The sequence below is a fragment of the Paenibacillus sp. UNC499MF genome, assembly GCF_900107975.1.
Lineage (GTDB): Bacteria > Bacillota > Bacilli > Paenibacillales > NBRC-103111 > Paenibacillus_F.
In genome coordinates, this window is sequence record NZ_FNVF01000001.1 from 696460 (window position 1) to 714466 (window position 18007).

At 55.7% G+C, this 18007-nt stretch carries 14 protein-coding genes; 11 read left to right on the top strand and 3 right to left on the bottom strand.

The genetic code is table 11. The annotated features are described in order from the left end of the window. Window positions 1-545 precede the first annotated feature (545 nt). From C4S74_RS03190 to C4S74_RS03205, 4 genes are all read left to right on the top strand, one after another. Complete coding sequence (locus C4S74_RS03190) at window positions 546-1406, top strand: MurR/RpiR family transcriptional regulator (RefSeq protein ID WP_103993896.1); 861 nt, start codon at window positions 546-548, stop codon at window positions 1404-1406. A gap of 397 nt (window positions 1407-1803) precedes the next feature. Then, complete coding sequence (locus tag C4S74_RS03195; protein ID WP_103993897.1) at window positions 1804-2307, top strand: hypothetical protein; 504 nt, start codon at window positions 1804-1806, stop codon at window positions 2305-2307. Window positions 2308-2577: 270 nt separating this feature from the next. Beyond that, complete coding sequence (locus tag C4S74_RS03200; protein ID WP_103993898.1) at window positions 2578-3156, top strand: RNA polymerase sigma factor; 579 nt, start codon at window positions 2578-2580, stop codon at window positions 3154-3156. Beyond that, window positions 3153-4088: an anti-sigma factor gene (locus C4S74_RS03205; RefSeq protein WP_103993899.1), complete on the top strand. Its 936-nt coding sequence runs from the start codon at window positions 3153-3155 to the stop codon at window positions 4086-4088. The genes C4S74_RS03200 and C4S74_RS03205 overlap by 4 nt, the downstream gene beginning before the upstream one ends. Window positions 4089-4416: 328 nt before the next feature. On the opposite strand, the gene C4S74_RS03210 is transcribed toward C4S74_RS03205, so the two are convergent. From C4S74_RS03210 to C4S74_RS03220, 3 genes are all read right to left on the bottom strand, one after another. Then, complete coding sequence (locus C4S74_RS03210) at window positions 4417-5388, bottom strand: electron transfer flavoprotein subunit alpha/FixB family protein (RefSeq protein WP_103993900.1); 972 nt, start codon at window positions 5386-5388, stop codon at window positions 4417-4419. A 75-nt stretch (window positions 5389-5463) separates the two neighbouring features. Further along, entirely contained in the window at window positions 5464-6225 is a 762-nt protein-coding gene (locus C4S74_RS03215; protein WP_103993901.1) for an electron transfer flavoprotein subunit beta/FixA family protein, read from the bottom strand. Window positions 6226-6280: 55 nt separating this feature from the next. Further along, window positions 6281-6865 (bottom strand): TetR/AcrR family transcriptional regulator, encoded by a 585-nt coding sequence (locus tag C4S74_RS03220; RefSeq protein ID WP_103993902.1) that lies wholly within the window; start codon window positions 6863-6865, stop codon window positions 6281-6283. Between the two features lie 269 nt (window positions 6866-7134). On the opposite strand from C4S74_RS03220, the gene C4S74_RS03225 reads away from it, so the two are divergent. The 7 genes from C4S74_RS03225 (at window position 7135) to ytxJ (ending at window position 17854) form a co-directional block, all read left to right on the top strand. Further along, window positions 7135-9303, top strand: coding sequence for a heterodisulfide reductase-related iron-sulfur binding cluster (locus C4S74_RS03225; RefSeq protein ID WP_181024311.1), 2169 nt, complete (start codon window positions 7135-7137; stop codon window positions 9301-9303). A 46-nt stretch (window positions 9304-9349) separates the two neighbouring features. Beyond that, on the top strand, window positions 9350-11749 hold the full coding sequence (locus C4S74_RS03230; protein WP_103993903.1) for a 3-hydroxyacyl-CoA dehydrogenase/enoyl-CoA hydratase family protein: 2400 nt from the start codon (window positions 9350-9352) through the stop codon (window positions 11747-11749). Window positions 11750-11776: 27 nt separating this feature from the next. Next, window positions 11777-12961, top strand: coding sequence for an acetyl-CoA C-acyltransferase (locus C4S74_RS03235; protein ID WP_103993904.1), 1185 nt, complete (start codon window positions 11777-11779; stop codon window positions 12959-12961). A gap of 357 nt (window positions 12962-13318) precedes the next feature. After that, window positions 13319-15100: an acyl-CoA dehydrogenase family protein gene (locus tag C4S74_RS03240; RefSeq protein ID WP_103993905.1), complete on the top strand. Its 1782-nt coding sequence runs from the start codon at window positions 13319-13321 to the stop codon at window positions 15098-15100. 30 nt (window positions 15101-15130) lie between these two features. Beyond that, entirely contained in the window at window positions 15131-16819 is a 1689-nt protein-coding gene (locus C4S74_RS03245; RefSeq protein ID WP_103993906.1) for a long-chain fatty acid--CoA ligase, read from the top strand. Window positions 16820-16926: 107 nt separating this feature from the next. Further along, complete coding sequence (locus C4S74_RS03250; RefSeq protein WP_103993907.1) at window positions 16927-17340, top strand: PaaI family thioesterase; 414 nt, start codon at window positions 16927-16929, stop codon at window positions 17338-17340. Window positions 17341-17512: 172 nt separating this feature from the next. Beyond that, complete coding sequence (gene ytxJ / locus C4S74_RS03255) at window positions 17513-17854, top strand: bacillithiol system redox-active protein YtxJ (protein ID WP_103994258.1); 342 nt, start codon at window positions 17513-17515, stop codon at window positions 17852-17854. Window positions 17855-18007 lie beyond the last annotated feature (153 nt).

Consider the following 18007-nt stretch of genomic DNA (forward strand, 5'->3'; position numbering starts at 1 on the left):
ATACGTTCTTATTTTAATACGACGAAAGTCTCATTTTGGTTCGGGTGTCAGGCCGGAAAAAAGAAGAAACTCCGTTTTTTTGGAGCCTGTTTACGTTTTTTTTAAACTTTTTTCAAAAAAGTTTTATAGAGTTTTAAAAAAATAAAAGCCCCTCCCAGTATGTATGCATGGAAAAGAAGGAGTATACCCGGACCCGGATCCATCTGACTGCCGTTTTCAAAATCAGCCTCAAAATAAATATTATTTAGGACTTAATACCTATATTTATGTTGATATTTTTATCTGAACTTGCTAAATTATAGTAAATATAAATTAAAATAAAGTTGTACTCTACATCCAGAAATCGACGGTTCTCAGCAAGAAAAACCCTTTGTACGACAGGAAACTACAGAAAAAATCCGTGTGGACGCATAGGCAAACTTTGAAAAATATGGAGATGCACTAGGCAAATCGCCTAGTTTCAAGTACTATTCATGTAGAGACTAGAAAAGAAAACCGTGAACTGATTGTCTGACCGCGCAGAATGACGAAAAGGAGTCCCATCTATGAGCAAAATCGCCGATTTGAACAATTCGCTGCTGCTCCTCAACAGTATTTATTCTTCACTGACCAAATCCGAGCAGAAAGTGGCCGACACCGTATTAAAGGATCCTGAAGCTACCGTTTTCTATACGATTACGGACTTGGCGGAAAAATCGGAAGTAGGCGAAACTTCCGTCATCCGTTTGTGCCGCAAGCTTGGCTACAAGGGATATCAGGAATTTAAACTGTCGCTCGTCCAGGTGCTGGCTACGCCAAGCGAGCAGGTGCACGGCAAGATTGAGGAAAGCGACGATCTCGACCAGATCATGAAGAAAATGACCTCCCAAAACTCGCAGGCGGTGCAGAACTCGACATCTTTGCTCAACGTCCAGGAGCTGCAGCAAGCGATCGACGCTATTCTGGCGGCACGAAAAATTTTGTTTTTTGGAGTAGGGTCTTCGGGCATTACCGCCCAGGATGCCAAATACCGGTTCATGAGGCTCGGATTTAATGTGGACTCCGGTTGCGACGGACACATTATTGCCATGAACGCGTCTTTGGTAGAGAAGGGCGATGTGGTCGTCGGCATCTCTTCGACGGGCAGCACCAAGGATCTTGTCGACGCTGTACGCCTGGCGAAGCAGAAAGGCGCTTACATCATCTGCCTGACCAATCACGCCCGTTCCCCGATTGCGAACCAGAGCGATGTGGTTCTCCTCGCTACGGCGAAGGAAACCCCTCTGCAGGGCGGAGCCTTCTCTTCCAAGCTGGCGCAGATTCATCTGCTGGATATTTTGTCGACCGCCGTTGCCATGCAAATGAAAGATAAGACGTACCGGGCTTTGGAGCACACGGCGAAATCTGTTCTGGATAAACTGTACTAATCGCTACTCCTGCGCGCAGCCGGGGCCTACGGGTCCCGGCTTTTTGCTGCCCCGTGACGGCAGCGATTGTTGGCGGGCCAACCGATCTCTGCAAAGCCTCCTGAAAGGAGAAGCCGCTCGGATGTGAGCCTAGGGCACGATCACGGAGGGAGACAGGTATGCCATCGCCGGTTAAGCCGTGCGGGTAGACGGGAAATTTTCACTCAGACCTGGTCAGGCGTTAAATAAACACAGGGCACCTTTCTCCTTCTATACAGTCTATAGCAGGATGGAAGGGGTGGCAAATGCTGTAAAATAAAGATGTGGTAAAGCGGCTCTGTTCATTATGAGACATGTTTCCCTGAAGAAACCCGTATAGTGTTAGCGAAGCGATAAATCTTGAGCGGGGGGAACTGTCTTGGCGGCGGAAAAACGGAAAACGGCAGAGAAGAAGCGGCCCCGCCTGTTTGCTGCGCTCTGGCTGGAGCGGATTCTGGAAAGCGGGGCATACCGGAGAGCGGTCCCCGTCATTCTGCTGACCGGGATGGCCGAACATGCGTATTGGCTCTATCATTTAGGCAAAAGCGTGCCGGCGGGCTATGTTTCCAGGCAGGAATGGGCTTCGTTTCTTCTTTTGACGGTGATCCTTTTTAGCGGCTGGCTGCGTTACATGGGCTATAGGCAAGCGGAGGGATTCGCGGAAAGTCTGAAAGCGCTCCTGTGTATGCTTCTGCTCGTGCTCTATGCATATTACTGCGGAGCGGGCTGGATATCGGCAGCGGAAGCGGGGGGAGGACACGGTGCCGGCCGCTCCTATTTAACGGAAGCCCGGATTGCCGCATTTGCCGCAGCTGCGGGTACGGCGCTTTATGCGATACTGAAATGGTTAGGGGCGAAACTTCCCCTTAAGCCGCGTAAATAAAGCAAGCCCGGTGCGGCCGACCGGATGAATTTAAGTGACGGCGACCCCGGTCGTGAAGAACGGATCCGGACGGTCCGTTTTTATTTGTAGCAGCCGGGTAGGAAAATGCGTTTAATGCCCCTCGGATTTTGGTTAATTTTGCTGGTGATGCATTCAGAAGGGGGTCAACGGCATTTTTACAAAAAATTTTATAGATAAAAAAGGAATCCAACCCGCCGCTTTTTGCGAAAGGAAAGATAAGGGCGATTTTCGGTGGAAAGGAGCTCCAACATGAATGAGTGGCCGGAAGATTCGCAGCTAATGCGCCTCATCGCTCAAAAGCAGCCCCAGGCGCTGGAGCAGTTGTACGATCGCTATGAACGTCCGATGTATTCGTTTGCCTATCGGATCGTCAAAGATTCCATGATGGCCGAAGAGGTGGTTCAGGAGCTGTTCCTGCGCATTTGGAATCATGCCGAGCGGTATGAGGACTCCCAGGGCAAACTGTCGACGTGGATGTTCGCAATAGCCCGCAACATCGCCATAGACACGCTTCGCCGGAAACAGACGCGCACGGCCGGACAGCTTGCCGAGCCGGACAAGCTGCTTCAGGTGGCGGACCGGGGCAGGGGAACCGAGGAGGAAGTGGAGCTTCGTTTTATGGGGGAAGAGCTTGCTTTGGCAATGGAAGATTTGAACGAGGATCAGAAGAAAGTGATCGATCTTATTTATTTTAAAGGATATACTCATCAAGAAGTATCCCGCAAACAGGAGATTCCGCTCGGTACGGTAAAAAGCCGGGTAAGGCTGGCCATGAAGCAGCTTAAGGAGAAGCTGGCAGGCCGCGGAAAGGAGGGTGCGCCCATATGAACAGACAAGAATCTCCCAATCTGTGCGAATGGCTGGAGCTGTACATGCTCGGGGGACTATCACAGTCCGAGAGAGAGCAGATGGAAGAGCATCTGAGTCATTGCGGAGCATGCAAGAAAGAACGAGAAGATCTGCAGGCTGTAATGGACCTGCTTCCTTATACCGTGGAGCCTGCCCCGATTCCGGACGGAATGAAAAAGCGCGTTCTCGGCGGTATTCTGAACAATGAAGCGGATCATTCCGCAGCGGCACCGTTCACCGGCGCAAACGGCCCGAACGAACAGGCGCGGGACGGTTATCGCGCAGCGCATGACTCCGGCGAAGCCGAATTACAAAAACAGGCCGGCGGAACGGTACCCGAACCCGTTCAGGCCGGGGAGCATGAGCCGGTGTCCGCCAGAAGACCCGCGGGCAGAAGAAGCCGGACCTTTGTCCGGTGGGCAGCCGGCACGGGAATTACCGCCGCAGCGCTGATTCTCGGATGGATCAACGTGCAGCTGAGGGAAGATGTCCGCTCGCTGAAGGGCCTTAATGCTTCTCTTCAGCAAAGCGTATCTTCGCTCCAGGGACAGCTTACGCTGGCCGGACAGCCTTCGCAGGCTTCGAAGGCGAATAAAGTGGTAAAGCTGAACCCTGCCGTGGAAGGCATCGTGGCGGAAGGCCTCGCTACGGTCGTGATCGACGCCAAGGGCACCCATCTGGTGGTCCAGGCCGAGAAGCTGCCTGAGCTGCGGGATTCCCAGGCTTTTCAGGTATGGCTCATAAAAGGCGAACAGAAGGTAAACGCGGGAACTTTCCTTCCGCAGGGCGGCACGGGCGCTCTGTACTACACCTTCGAGCCGAGGGATTACGATACGGTCGCTATCACGCTCGAGCCGGATGCGGGGGGGACACAGCCCCGGGGAACGCTTGTGCTGGCGGCAAAAATCTGAGGGCAGGTGTAGGGTTTAGCAGTCAGCGAGACTGGATGCTCAGGACCCGCAAGAAAGCCCGGAAGCGCGAAAAGCTTAAAGCATACGCCGGTATGCCTGTCATCCTGTGAAGCTTAGGCGCGGCACGCACCCGAGCAGCGAGGCTGTGAACCCGGCAGCACGTACTAGCGCAGTGAGAGCGGAACCCTGCGGCACGCACCCGCTCAGCAAGACCGGACTCCCGCGGCAAAGCACCCGTCCGTCCAGCGAAAAGCACCGAGCACAGCCGGTTTACCGGCGTGTTCGGTGCTTTTTTGGCGCTTGTAAGGACGGCTTCCGTGCAGCCAAGCTACAGCGCTTTGCGGAATTCTTCCGTCAGCAGCGGCACGACATCGAACAAGTCCCCGACGATCCCGTAGTCGGCGACTTTAAAGATCGGCGCCTCCGGGTCCTTGTTGATCGCGATGATGACCCGCGATCCGCTCATCCCGGCCAGATGCTGGATGGCGCCGCTGATGCCGCATGCGATGTAAATCTCAGGCGTGACCACCTTACCGGTCTGCCCGATCTGCATCGCATAGTCGCAGTACCCGGCGTCGCAGGCTCCGCGCGACGCCCCGACCGCACCCCCGAGCACGTCGGCAAGCTCTTCGAGCGGTTTGAAGCCGTCGGCGCTCTTGACGCCGCGCCCGCCGGAGATAACGACCTTGGCTTCGGCAAGGTCGATTTTGCCCGAGGTCTTCTGAACGACCTCGCGGATGACCGTACGAAGGGAAGGAGCTTCGTACGCCACGTTTTCGACCACTGCCGGCGAACCTTCCGCGGAAGCGGGAGCGGCAATGTTGTTGGGCCGGACGGTGACGACCCACGGAAAGGAGGTAAACGTTCTCTTCTCGAGCGCTTTACCCGCATAGATCGGACGCGTAAACACGGCTCTGCCGCCGTCCGATTCAACGGCCGTCACATCGGAGATCTGTCCGGCGCCGAGCAGGGACGCGATCTGCGGGGCAAGATCTTTACCGATGGCGGTGTGACCGAAAAGGACCGCGTCGGGCCCCGCCTGGCGGATGATGGCGTGAAGCGCTTTGCCGTAAGCTTCCGGGTTGTAATTCTTGAGGTCGGCATGTTCGGTCACATAAACTTTCTCGACGCCGTAAGCGGCCAGTTCATCCGCAAGGCCCGCCACGCCGGAGCCGATCAACGCGGCGAGAACGGAATCCCCTTCGGCGGCAGCCGCCTTCGCCGCGCCGATCGTTTCGAAAGAAACCTGACGCAGAGCGCCGCCTTTAGCTTCAGCTACAACCAGATATGTGTTGGACATGATTCAGTCGCCTCCTATAGACTCATAAAGGGAATAAGTGCGCAAAAAGTGACCGCGGAAAAATCATAGGACCGATCAGATAACTTTGGCCTCCGTACGCAAAAGCTGCACAAGCTCCGCAGCCGTCTGAGCGGGCTCGCCTTTAAGCGTTCTTCCGGCTTTGCGCAGCGGCGGCAGGAACAGATCCACGCGTTCGGTGCGGGATTCCACAGAGCTAAGACCGATATCGTCCAGCGTGATTTCCCGGAACGGCTTCTTTTTGGCCTTCATAATTCCCTGGAGGGAAGGATAGCGCGGCTCGTTTAACCCCTGCTGGGCCGTGAAAAGTGCCGGAAGTGTCACTTCCGCCACTTCCAGGTCTCCTTCGGCGTCGCGGTGAACAACCGCTTTACCGCCGTCCAGCTCAAGCTTGGTGATCGAGCTGACGTGGGGGATACCCAGCAGGGTGGCCAGACGGACGGCCACCTGGCCGGCGCCGTTGTCGACGGAGAAGTTTCCGCCGAGAAGGAGGTCGTACGTTTCCTGCGAGAGAAAGGCGTGGAGCGCCTGAGCCACGGCATGCTCGTCACCGCCGATGCGCTCGTCGTTAATAAGGACGGCTTCGTCGGCTCCCATCGCCAGCGCGCTCCGCAGAGCTTCGGCGGCGCGTTCCGGTCCGGCGGAAACGACGACGACTTTGCCCCCCTGCTCGTCGCGGAGCTGAATTGCCTGCTCGACCGCGTATTCATCATAGGGGTTGATGACAAATTTGACGCCATCCTCCGAAATTTGTCCGTTTTCAAGCACGATTTTTTCCTCGGTATCAAACGTTTGCTTCAGCAGCACGATAATGTCCATCGCTGTTGTCCCCTTCCTCTATTGAAAATGAATATCCTCTATGGATAACCGGCTCTTAAGCCTGAATTCCCTGAAGAAAGAACTGCACGGTGCCGTCCACTTGGGCGGACAACGAATATTTGCGTCCCGAAATAAGCCAGGAGGTAACAACTTCATCCATCGCCCCGAACAACAGCAGACGGGTAAGTTTGACATCAAGATCGGCCCGGAACAACTTTTCTTCCACGCCCCGCACAAGAAGCTTCTCGATTAATTCAATATACGGTTTAACGGCTTTTCCTATTTCTTTGCGAAGCTCAAGTGAACTTTGCCGCAGCTCGATTTGAGTGACGAAGGCGAGATCGACGTTATTTTCCAGCTCCGTGTAATGAATTTCGCAAACTTTGCGGAGCGCTTCCTTGACGCCGGTGGTCTGCTCGATGTGCATATGAAACTTGTCTACAAGCTCTCCGAGCTTCTCGCGGAACAAGGAGATAAGAATATCCTCCTTTCTTTTGAAGTACAAATAAATCGTACCGTCCGCGACGCCGGCGGCTTTGGCAATCTTGGAAACCTGAGAGCGGTGAAACCCGTGTTCGGCGAATACTTTCAGCGCTGCTTCGAGAATTAAATCATATTTTTCTTTTTTTTTGCTTGTCATGGAATCACCCCGGTGCTAAAATACGAATTAAATAGTGAATGAATACTCATTCATTTTCTACAGCCATCATAAAATAGATCCAGGGCAATGTCAATGACCGAATGGCCCGCCGTTAAGGCGAAGCTCCGAGGTTAGGGCACCACGAGTAAAGCATGATAGATCCGAACGTTAGTCAGGAGAACATGCTTTTATTTGCCTGGATGATGTAAACGCTTTATATGGTGGAAGTGATAAAAGATGTTAAGCATCCGAGAAAGGGGTTGTTTCCGGTGCTGGGAGCGATCGTGCAGTTGATTCTGTTTCTGGGCGTGACGGGACTCGGCGTTTACCTGTTCGCTAAGGCGGTATACCACCGTTATTCCTATGTAATGCTCGGACAGCCGGTGAACTGGGGAGAACAGATCGGGGAGAGGCTGAAAGATTTCGCCGTTCAAGTGTTCGGCCAGACGAAACTGCTCAAGGACAAGAAAAGCGGCATTATGCACATCGTCATTTTTTACGGATTCATTATTCTTCAGTTCGGCGCGCTGGACATTATCGTCAAAGGGCTTTCCGGCCACGGGCTGCCGCTTCCCGGTTACGAAGCTTTCGGTCTGATCCAGGAAATCACGGTAGCGGCCATTCTGATCTCGATGGGTTACGCAGCGTACCGCCGGTACGGAGAGAAGCTGAAACGGCTGAAGAGAGGATGGAAGCCGAGCCTGGTCGTCTACTTTATTTTCAGCCTGATGTTTTCGGTTCTGCTCACGCTTGCTTTCGACCGGATCCGGGAAGGATTGGAGCCTTCCGCTATGGCGCCCCTCTCATCCGTGCTGGCCTCCGCGTTCGGATGGATGCCTCTCGGGGCGGCCGCCGCTTTGTATCACGTGTTCTGGTGGGCGCATCTGCTTATTCTGCTGGCTTTTCTGGTTTACGTGCCGCAGTCCAAGCATTTTCATCTCCTTACGGCACCCCTTAACATTTTGCTGAAAAGACGGGAACCTGCCGGACGGCTGCGGAAGCTGGACCTGGAAGATGAGGAGGCGGAATCGTTCGGGCTGGGTAAGATCGAAGACCTGACCCGGAAGCAGATGCTCGATCTGTATGCCTGCGTGGAATGCGGGCGCTGCACCAACGTCTGTCCGGCCTCCGGCACCGGTAAAATGCTTTCGCCGATGCACATGATCGTGAAGCTGCGCGATCACCTGACGGAGAAGGGGGCTGCGGTTACAAGCAAATCCCCTTGGGTGCCCGCTTTTGCTTTTGGGGAAAGTACGGTTCACGAAATGAATGCGGAAGGCCGCGAGCCGGGCGCCTGGAACGGTTCGGGCATTACCGATATCGCTCCGACGATGGATGCGCAGAAGCATTCCTGGGTAACGACGGACAAAAAGCCGGAGGAAATGGAGCTGGTCGGCGACGTGATGACCGAAGAGGAAATCTGGTCCTGCACGACGTGCCGCAACTGCGAAGACCAGTGTCCGGTAGCAAACGAGCATGTCGACAAAATCGTCGATTTGCGCAGGCATCTCGTTCTCATGCAGGGCTCCATGCCGCATGACGGGCAGCGGGCCATGCAGAACATCGAGCGCCAGGGCAACCCGTGGGGGATTTCTCGAAACGACCGGGCCAAGTGGGTGCAGGAAATCGATCCGGAAGGCGAACTCCACGTTCCGACGGTCAAAGAAAACGCGGAATTCGACCTCTTGTTCTTCGTCGGTTCGATGGGCTCCTACGATAACCGGAGCCGCAAAATCACGCGTTCCCTCGTCCGCCTGATGAATGAAGCGAACGTTAATTTCGCCATTCTCGGCAATGAAGAGAAAAATTCTGGGGATACTCCGAGGCGCCTGGGGAACGAATTTTTATTCCAGCAGCTCTGCGAGGAAAATATTAAAACGTTCCGGAAATACGGAGTGCGCAAAATCGTGACTGCCTGCCCCCATACGTACAACACGTTGAAGAACGAATATCCCGAATTCGGGCTGGAAGCCGAGGTTCTTCACCATACGGAACTTCTGGATGAACTGGTCCGCACCGGAAAGCTGACTCCGAGCCATGAGGTGAACGAACGGATCACGTATCACGATTCGTGTTACCTCGGCCGTTACAATAACGTCTACGATCAGCCCCGCAATGTGCTCAAAGCGATTCCCGGCGTGGAACTGGTCGAAATGACCCGCTCCCGTGAGAACGGAATGTGCTGCGGCGCGGGCGGAGGCATGATGTGGATGGAGGAAACGGCCGGCAAGAGAGTCAACCTGGCCCGGACCGAGCAGGCGCTGGAGGTTAACCCGACGGTGATTTCATCGGCTTGTCCGTACTGCCTGACCATGATGGAAGACGGCACGAAAATGAAAGAAGCCGAAGAAACGGTCAAAGCCCGGGATATCGCAGAACTACTCGAAGAATCCGTATTTGGTGCCAAGGCACCGGCGCCGTTCCAAACCGTTTCGTAAGCAAAAAGCGGCCGGACGGCAGATGAAGATCAGGAGGGAATGCGACATGGCGAATCAGATTCAAAAAGCGGCCGTTATCGGCTCCGGCGTGATGGGGGCGGCCATTGCGGCACATCTGGCGGGTGCGGGTATTTCGTGCCTGCTGCTGGATATTGTTCCGACGGCTTTGACGGACGACGAAGCGAAAAAGGGCCTGACCCTGGAGCAGCCGCAGGTGAGAAACCGTCTGGCGGCGGGAGCGGTCGAGAGGCTGAAGAAAACGAACCCGGCTCCGCTGTACAGCGAAGCGTTTGCGTCACGCATCACACCCGGAAACCTGGAAGACGATCTGGCCAAATTGGCGGACGCCGACTGGATTATCGAGGTAGTCGTGGAACGCCTGGACGTGAAGAAGCAGCTCTTAGCCCGGATCGAGAAGGTATGGAAACCCGGAACGATCGTTTCGTCCAACACGTCCGGAATTTCTATTGAAGCGATGGCGGAAGACTGCGGTCCGGAATTCAAGCGGCACTTTTTAGGCACTCATTTCTTTAATCCGCCGAGATACATGAAGCTGCTTGAAATCATTCCGGGAGAATCTACCGATCCCGAAATCCTCCGTTTTATGGCTGATTTCTGCGAGAAGAGGCTCGGAAAAGGCGTCGTAACCGCCAAGGATACGCCGAATTTTATCGCCAACCGGATCGGCACGTACGGGCTGCTCGTCACCCTCCGGGAAATGCTGGAGAAAGGCTATACCGTAGAAGAGGTCGATGCCGTCACGGGGCCTGCGCTCGGCCGTCCGAAAAGCGCCACGTTCCGCACGCTGGATCTCGTCGGACTGGATACTTTCGTTCACGTAGCAAGGAATGTTTACGACCTGGTCGATAACGAAGCGGAGAAAACGGTTTTTGACGTTCCTGCTGCGCTGAAGAGCATGGTGGAGCGGGGATGGATCGGCGAGAAGAAGGGCCAAGGTTTTTACAAGAAAATAAAAAATGAAAAAGGGAAAGAAATCCAGGCCCTGAATCTCGGGACCATGGAATACGCACCGTCGCGGAAAGTTACCTCTGCGTCTCTGGAAGCGGCCAAGAATGCGAAAGGTACCGCGGGCAAAGTCAAAGCGCTGCTCTCGGTCCCGGACAAATATTCCGAGCTGGCCTGGAGTGTAGTCAAACCCGTCCTGCTTTATTCGGCCGATAGACTGGGAGAAATCGCCGATTCCATCGTGGAAATCGACAACGCGATGAAGTGGGGCTTCAACTGGGAGCTGGGGCCGTTCGAGCTGTGGGACGTCATCGGACTGGAGCGCTCCGTCAAAAGAATGGAAGGGGAAGGAGACACCGTTCCCGCCTGGGTGAAGGAATGGCTCGCGGCCGGACATACCGGTTTCTACGAAAAACGAGAAGGCGCGACGTTCTATTACAACCGGGGCGCGTATAAGGAAGTCGACACGCGTCCGGAGCATATCTCGCTAAAAACGCTTAAGCAGCAAAATAAAGTGATTTTAAGCAACAGCGGCGCGAGTCTGATCGACATCGGAGACGGCGTGGCCTGTCTGGAGTTTCATTCGCCGAACAATGCGATCGGCGCCGATATTTTGACGATGGTGCAGAAAAGCACGGAAGAAGTGAGGCGCAATTACCGGGGGCTGGTCCTCGCCAACGAAGGGCGCCACTTCTGTGTGGGCGCGAATGTGATGATCCTGCTTATGGAAGCGCAGGACGGGGAGTGGGATGAGGTAGACAGCATCATCCGCCTGTTCCAGAACTCCATGATGACGCTGAAAAAACTGGAGAAGCCGGTCGTCGCCGCTCCTCACAGCATGACGCTCGGCGGCGGTGTCGAAGCGTGCCTGCCGGCCGATCGGATTATTTTCTCGCCGGAAACGTATTTCGGCCTGGTTGAGGTCGGCGTCGGCGTTATTCCGGCCGGGGGCGGCTGCAAGGAAATGGCGCTGCGGAGCAGCCAGCTTGCTGCGGGCAATCCCGATGTGGACCTTCAGCCGTATATTAACCATTACTTTGAAACGATCGGAATGGCGAAGGTGTCCGGCAGCGGCTACGATACGAAGCGGCTCGGCTATATGGGCCCGAAAGATTCCGTCGTTCTGAACGGCGATCACCGGATTTATACCGCCAAGCAGGCGGTGCTGGCCATGGAACGCGAAGGGTATGTGCTTCCGCAGGAGGAGAAGATCCGGGTCGTCGGCGACAGCGGCAAAGCGGTGCTGCAAATCGCCTCGTATACGATGAAGCTCGGCGGCTATATCAGCGATCACGATCAGCTTATCGCGAATAAACTGGCGCACGTGCTGGCGGGCGGAGATGTTCCGGCGGGGAGAATGGTGACGGAGCAGTATATGCTGGATCTGGAGCGCGAGGCGTTCCTGAGCCTGTGCGGCGAACCGAAAACCCAGCAGCGGATGCAGCACATGCTGTCCAAAGGCAAGCCGCTGCGCAACTAATTCAGGACGAAGCGAGGGGAGAACACAATGAAAGAAGCGGTCATTGTATCGATAGTACGCACTCCGGCAGGCAAAGCGAAGAAAGGCAGCCTTGCCCAGACGAGGGCCGAAGATCTCGGACGGATCGTCCTGGAGGAGGCGGTAAGACGGGCGCCGGGACTGCGCAAGGAAGACGTGGAGGACATCATCATCGGCTGTGCGATGCCGGAAGGCGAGCAGGGGCTGAACTTCGCCAGGACGATGGCCCTGTACGCGGGCTTCCCGGCAGCGGTTCCGGCCGTCACGATCAACCGGTTCTGCTCGTCCGGCCTTCAGTCCATCGCCTACGCGGCGGAGAGGATCATGCTCGGGCATGCGGACGTGATTATTGCCGGAGGCGTGGAAAGCATGAGCCATGTGCCCATGACGGGATTCAAGCTGTCGCCGCATCCGAAGCTGGCCGTGGAGATGCCGGAGGTCTACATGGGCATGGGGCACACGGCGGAGAACGTTGCGCAGCGGTTCGGCATCTCCCGCGAGGATCAGGACGCCTTTGCGGCGGAGAGCCACCGCAAGGCGGCGGCCGCGATTGCCGCAGGCCGGCTCAAGGCGGAGATCGTTCCCGTCGAGACGAGCGTGAAAGGGGTGGATGCCGGCGGCAAGCGCTGGGAGAAGCCGGTCGTGCTCGATACGGACGAAGGCGTCCGTGCCGATACGACAACGGAAGTGCTCGCGAAGCTGCGTCCCGCCTTTGCGCTGAGAGGCAGCGTAACGGCCGGCAATGCCTCGCAGACGAGCGACGGGGCGGCGGCGGCCGTGCTCATGAGCCGCGAGCGCGCGGAGGAGCTGGGGCTGACGCCGCTTGCGGCATTCCGCTCCTTCGCACTGGCGGGCGTAGCGCCCGAGATCATGGGCGTAGGGCCGGTCGAAGCGATTCCGAAGGCGCTGAAGCAGGCCGGGATCACGCAGGATCAGGTGGACTTGTACGAGATCAACGAAGCGTTCGCTTCCCAGTGCGTGCACATTATCCGCGAGCTGAAGCTGGACGAAGCGAAGGTGAACGTGAACGGGGGCGCCATCGCGCTCGGTCATCCACTGGGATGTACGGGCACGAAGCTGACGGCCAGTCTCGTTCACGAACTGAGACGCAGAGGCGGCGGTTACGGAGTCGTGTCGATGTGCATCGGCGGCGGCATGGGAGCGGCAGGCGTGTTTGAAGTGTACGGCGGGTAAGTTCCGCACCGCGCGAAGCTCCCAGCGCTCGGTGCTCGGCGTTACATGACGGTGGTCAACCAGAGCCGGCGTTCTCGGGGCGCCTCGGCGTCTAGCTCGTTATGCCGGTCGCTGGCAGCAGCCGGGGCGCTCGGCGTCATACGCCCATCCCGGGGACGGCCGCGCTCCGAGAACCGGACGCGGCGGGAAATATGAAGATGAGGGGCCGTGGTGCACTCCTTACAAGGCTATAAATGAACATACCTCCATGCGCGCATGCAGGCTACCGGTCCGTAAAACGGACGGCCGTAAGCGGCGGAAACCGGATATGAAGCAAGCTTATCTTCGCATATGAATCCATTAAAGGAGAGATTGCACATGATTGAAACGAGAAAATGGACCCAGGGCGGAAGTTTCGTGATCGAAGATTTGGATGTCAACACTCTCGTTACACCGGAGGATTTCACCGAAGAACAGCGAATGATGATGGAGACGACCCGCGACTTCGTAGAAGGAGAAGTGCTGCCGAAGGACGAAGAAATTGAGAAGCTCGATTACGAGCTGACCGTCAAGCTGATGCGCAAAGCGGGAGAAATCGGCCTGCTGGGAGCGGATGTGCCGGAGGAATACGGCGGGCTCGGTCTAGATAAAATCAGTTCGACCGTCATTAACGAGAACTTGTCCAAAGCGTCCGCCTTTGCCCTGTCCATCGGCGCGCACGTCGGGATCGGCACCCTGCCGATTGTCTTCTTCGGTACGCCGGAGCAGAAGCGGAAATATTTGCCCGACCTCGCCACGGGCGAAAAAATCGCGGCCTACTGCCTGACGGAGCCTACTTCCGGCTCGGATGCGCTGGGCGCGAAAACGACTGCAAAACTGTCGGAAGACGGGCGGCACTATATTTTGAACGGGTCGAAGCTGTATATCACCAACGCGGGATTCGCGGATATTTTCATCGTGTACGCCAAGGTGGACGGCAAAGATTTTACCGCCTTTATCGTGGAACGCGAGCTGCCGGGCTTCTCCGTCGGACCGGAAGAGAAGAAAATGGGCATCAAAGGCTCGTCCACCTGCCCTCTTTATTTTGAGGATGTGCATGTGCCGGTCGAGAACCTGCTCGGGGAAGTGGGGCGCGGGCATATTATCGCATTTAATATTTTGAACATTGGTCGATTCAAGCTGGGAGCGGGCTGTCTCGGCGCCAGCAAGGAAGCCATCGAGCTCAGCGCGAAATACGCCAACACCCGTACGCAGTTCGGTCAGCCGATCTCTTCCTTCCCCCTTATCGGGAAGAAGCTTGCGGAAATGAATATCCGCACGTATGTGACGGAAAGCATCGTGTACCGGACATCCGGCATGATCGACACGGCTCTCCAGAACCTCGACCACAACAGCGCGGAAGCGGGGCAGCAGTCCGCCAAAGCGATCGCGGAGTACGCGCTGGAATGTTCCATTAATAAGGTCTTCGCTTCGGAGGCCCTCGATTTCGTGGCCGATGAAGGTGTGCAGATTCACGGCGGTTACGGCTTTATTCAGGAGTATAAAATCGAACGGATTTACCGGGATTCCCGGATCAACCGGATTTTTGAAGGGACGAATGAAATTAACCGCCTTCTCATTCCGGGAACGCTGCTTAAGAAAGCGATGAAGGGCGAGCTGGATCTCATGGGCAAAGCGCAGGCTCTGCAAGCCGAGCTCATGCAGCTCATTCCGGGTCAGACGTTCGACGAACCGCTGGAGCAGGCAGCCCATCTGACCGCTATGGCGAAAAAAGTGTTCCTGATGGCAGGCGGCTCCGCCGTACAGAAATACGGCATGAACCTGGAGAAGCAGCAGGAAGTGCTCAGCAATCTGGCGGATATGATGATCGGGATTTATGCCATGGAAACGACGCTGGTGCGGACGCGCAAGCTTATCGCGAAATCCGGCGAAGAGAAAGCGAAGAACGCGATCCAAATGACGGACGTCTTCGTTCAGGAAGCGTTAGGGGAGATCGAGCGTCTCGCCAAGGATACGCTGGCCGCGATGGAAACCGGCGACATGCTGCGCACCCAGCTGTCCGTTCTCAAGAAGCTCACGCGCAGCACACCGGTTGATGCGGTCGGACTGAAGCGCGAAATTGCGGCTCGTGTCATAGCTGCTGAGAAATACGTCATCTGACGATATGGCCCGCGAAAGGGATGATCTTGTATGGATTCGGCTAAGCCATGGCTGCATCACTACGAAAGTGAAGTCGCCTCGACTTACGAGTATCCCAGGCACAATTTAGCGTACTTTCTGGTGCAGGCGGCGGGAAAAAACCCGCAGCTGCCCGCCCTTTATTTTATGGGCAAAAAAATCAAATACGGGCAGCTGATGGAGGCGTGCTACCGGTTCGCCAATGGACTGAGGCAGCTCGGCGTCAAGAAAGGGGAGCGGGTGGCGATTATGCTGCCCAACTGCCCCCAGAGCGTGATCGCTTACTACGGGGCGCTGCTTGCCGGCGCGGTGGTAGTCCAGACGAACCCGCTTTATATGGAGCGGGAGCTGGAGCATCAGCTTGTCGATTCCGGGGCCGTCGCGATTGTTACTCTGGATCTGCTGCACCGGAGAGTCGGCGCGGTTATGCCGAGAACACACCTGCGGCACATGCTCGTTTCTTCTTTGAAAGAATACCTGCCTTTTCCGAAGAACATGCTGTACCCGATCAAAGCGAAGCGGGACGGGGCGGACCTGAACGTTCCCTGGAGCGATTCCGTGAAGTCCTTCCAAACGCTGCTGGCGGCATCATCGGCGATACCGGTCATGGAAGAAGTGAATGCGGCCGAGGATGTGGCGCTGCTTCAGTATACCGGAGGAACGACGGGGCTCTCGAAAGGAGTCATGCTGACGCACCTGAACCTGATCGCGAACACGCTGCAGACGGCCCATTGGTTCTACCGTGCGGCAGACGGACAAGAAATTTACTTGGCAGCGCTTCCATTTTTTCATGTGTTCGGCATGACGGTACTTATGAACCAGGCGGTTGTCCGCAGCGGTCTGATGGTACTTGTGCCGAAGTTTGAAGCGGGCGAAATACTGGGCCTCATCTCGAAGCTGAAGCCGACGGTGTTCCCCGGCGCGCCGACGATGTATATCGCCTTGATCAATCACCCCGACATCCGGGAACACGATTTGTCTTCGATTAATGTGTGTATCAGCGGGTCCGCTCCGCTTCCTCTTGAGGTGCAGGAAAGATTCGAGGAGCTGACGGGCGGCCGTCTGATCGAAGGCTACGGCCTAACGGAAGCGTCTCCGGTGACACATGCGAATCCGATCTGGGGAAGAAGGAAGATCGGTTCGATCGGCGTGCCTTTCCCGGATACGGAAGCTAAGGTCATAAACCCCGGAACCGGAGAGCAGGCGGACATCGGCGAAATCGGCGAACTTATCGTGAAGGGGCCGCAGGTCATGAAAGGGTATTGGAACCGTCCGCATGAGTCGGAGGCGGTGCTCAAGGACGGCTGGCTCTATACCGGAGACATGGCCCGTATGGACGAGGAAGGCTATTTTTCAATCGTGGACCGGAAAAAAGATATCATCATTGCAGGCGGCTTTAATATTTATCCGCGGGAAATCGAGGAAGTGCTTTACGAGCATCCGTCCGTCAAGGAAGCGGTCGTGATCGGAATACCGGACCCGTACCGGGGAGAGACTGTGAAAGCCTTCGTTATCGTACGGGAAGGAGAAATTCTCACGGAAGAAGAACTCAACACGTGGTGCCGCGACCGGCTGGCGGCTTTCAAGGTGCCGCGGCGGTATGAATTCCGGACGCAGCTTCCGAAAACGATGGTCGGTAAAGTCCTGCGCCGCAAACTGCTTGAGGAAGAACTTCAGCAAATGTCCGATGCGAAAGAGTAAGGGGGCCGTTTTTCCGGCCCGCTCCATCGCTTAAGCCCCGCAGTGGGGCTTTTTCTTTCCGGAACAACCCGGTATAATGCAGCTAATTAGAGAAGGGAGGGAACCCGATGGAACCCAAAAATGCAGTCAGCCCGCAGTTTCAGCATCTGATGGAACGTGCGAGAAATACGTTCTGGGAGTATCTCGGCTGTGAGATTGTGGAGGCAACCGCCGACAAAGTCGTGGTCCGGCTTGTCGCCCAGCAGCATCATCTCAATCTGATCGGAATCGTTCACGGGGGAGTGACCTCTTCCATGCTGGATAACGCCATGGGCGTCGTGCTCATGCTTGCAAGACCCGACGACAAGATTGTGACGACGAATTTGAACGTGCAGTTCGTGGCGCCCATGCAGCCCGGAGAATTGTTCGTGACGGCGGAAATTGTCCACCAGTCCCGGAAAATGCTGACGGCCGTCGGCCGGGTCACGGATGCGGAAGGACGCCTGGGCACCTTCGGAACCGGAACCTTCCGGGTAATCTGAGAAACGGATTCCTTTGTAAAAGAACCTGAAGAGGCGATCTCTTCGGGTTTTTTGCTTAAACGGGGGTCCCCGGCTTTTTGCGCGAGTTTGATCCGGTTGTGTACAATTGAATAATTCATTATACTATTTATAATCCTTATAAACAGGAAGTATGGAAGGGAGCGAAATCTATATGGCAAATTGGACTGAAGTCACCACATTGGAACAATGGAACGAGATTTTCGACGGATCCGCGGAGAAGCCTTTCGTCATGCTGAAGCACAGCACAACCTGCCCGGTCAGCGCCAGCGCACTGGAGGAATACGACGAATATTTGGGCAAAAACCCGAACGAGAAGGTAAACTATTATCTCGTCAAGGTAATCGAATCCCGTCCGGTCTCCAATAAAATTGCCGAGGATGTCGGCGTGAAGCACGCTTCCCCGCAAATTATTTACGTGAAGGACAAGTTCGCGGAATGGAATACTTCCCATTGGTCGGTAACGTCCAAGCACATTTCCGCCGTGCTGGACTAAAAGAAAGAGCCGGGCTCACGGATGGATATACCTGTTCGAGCATATTGGCAATATATACACCTGTATATACGAAATGATGTACGATATACTGGTCTTACGGACGGGTATCGTGGAAAGTAGCCGTCCGTCGGATCTTTTTTTCATAACCTTTGC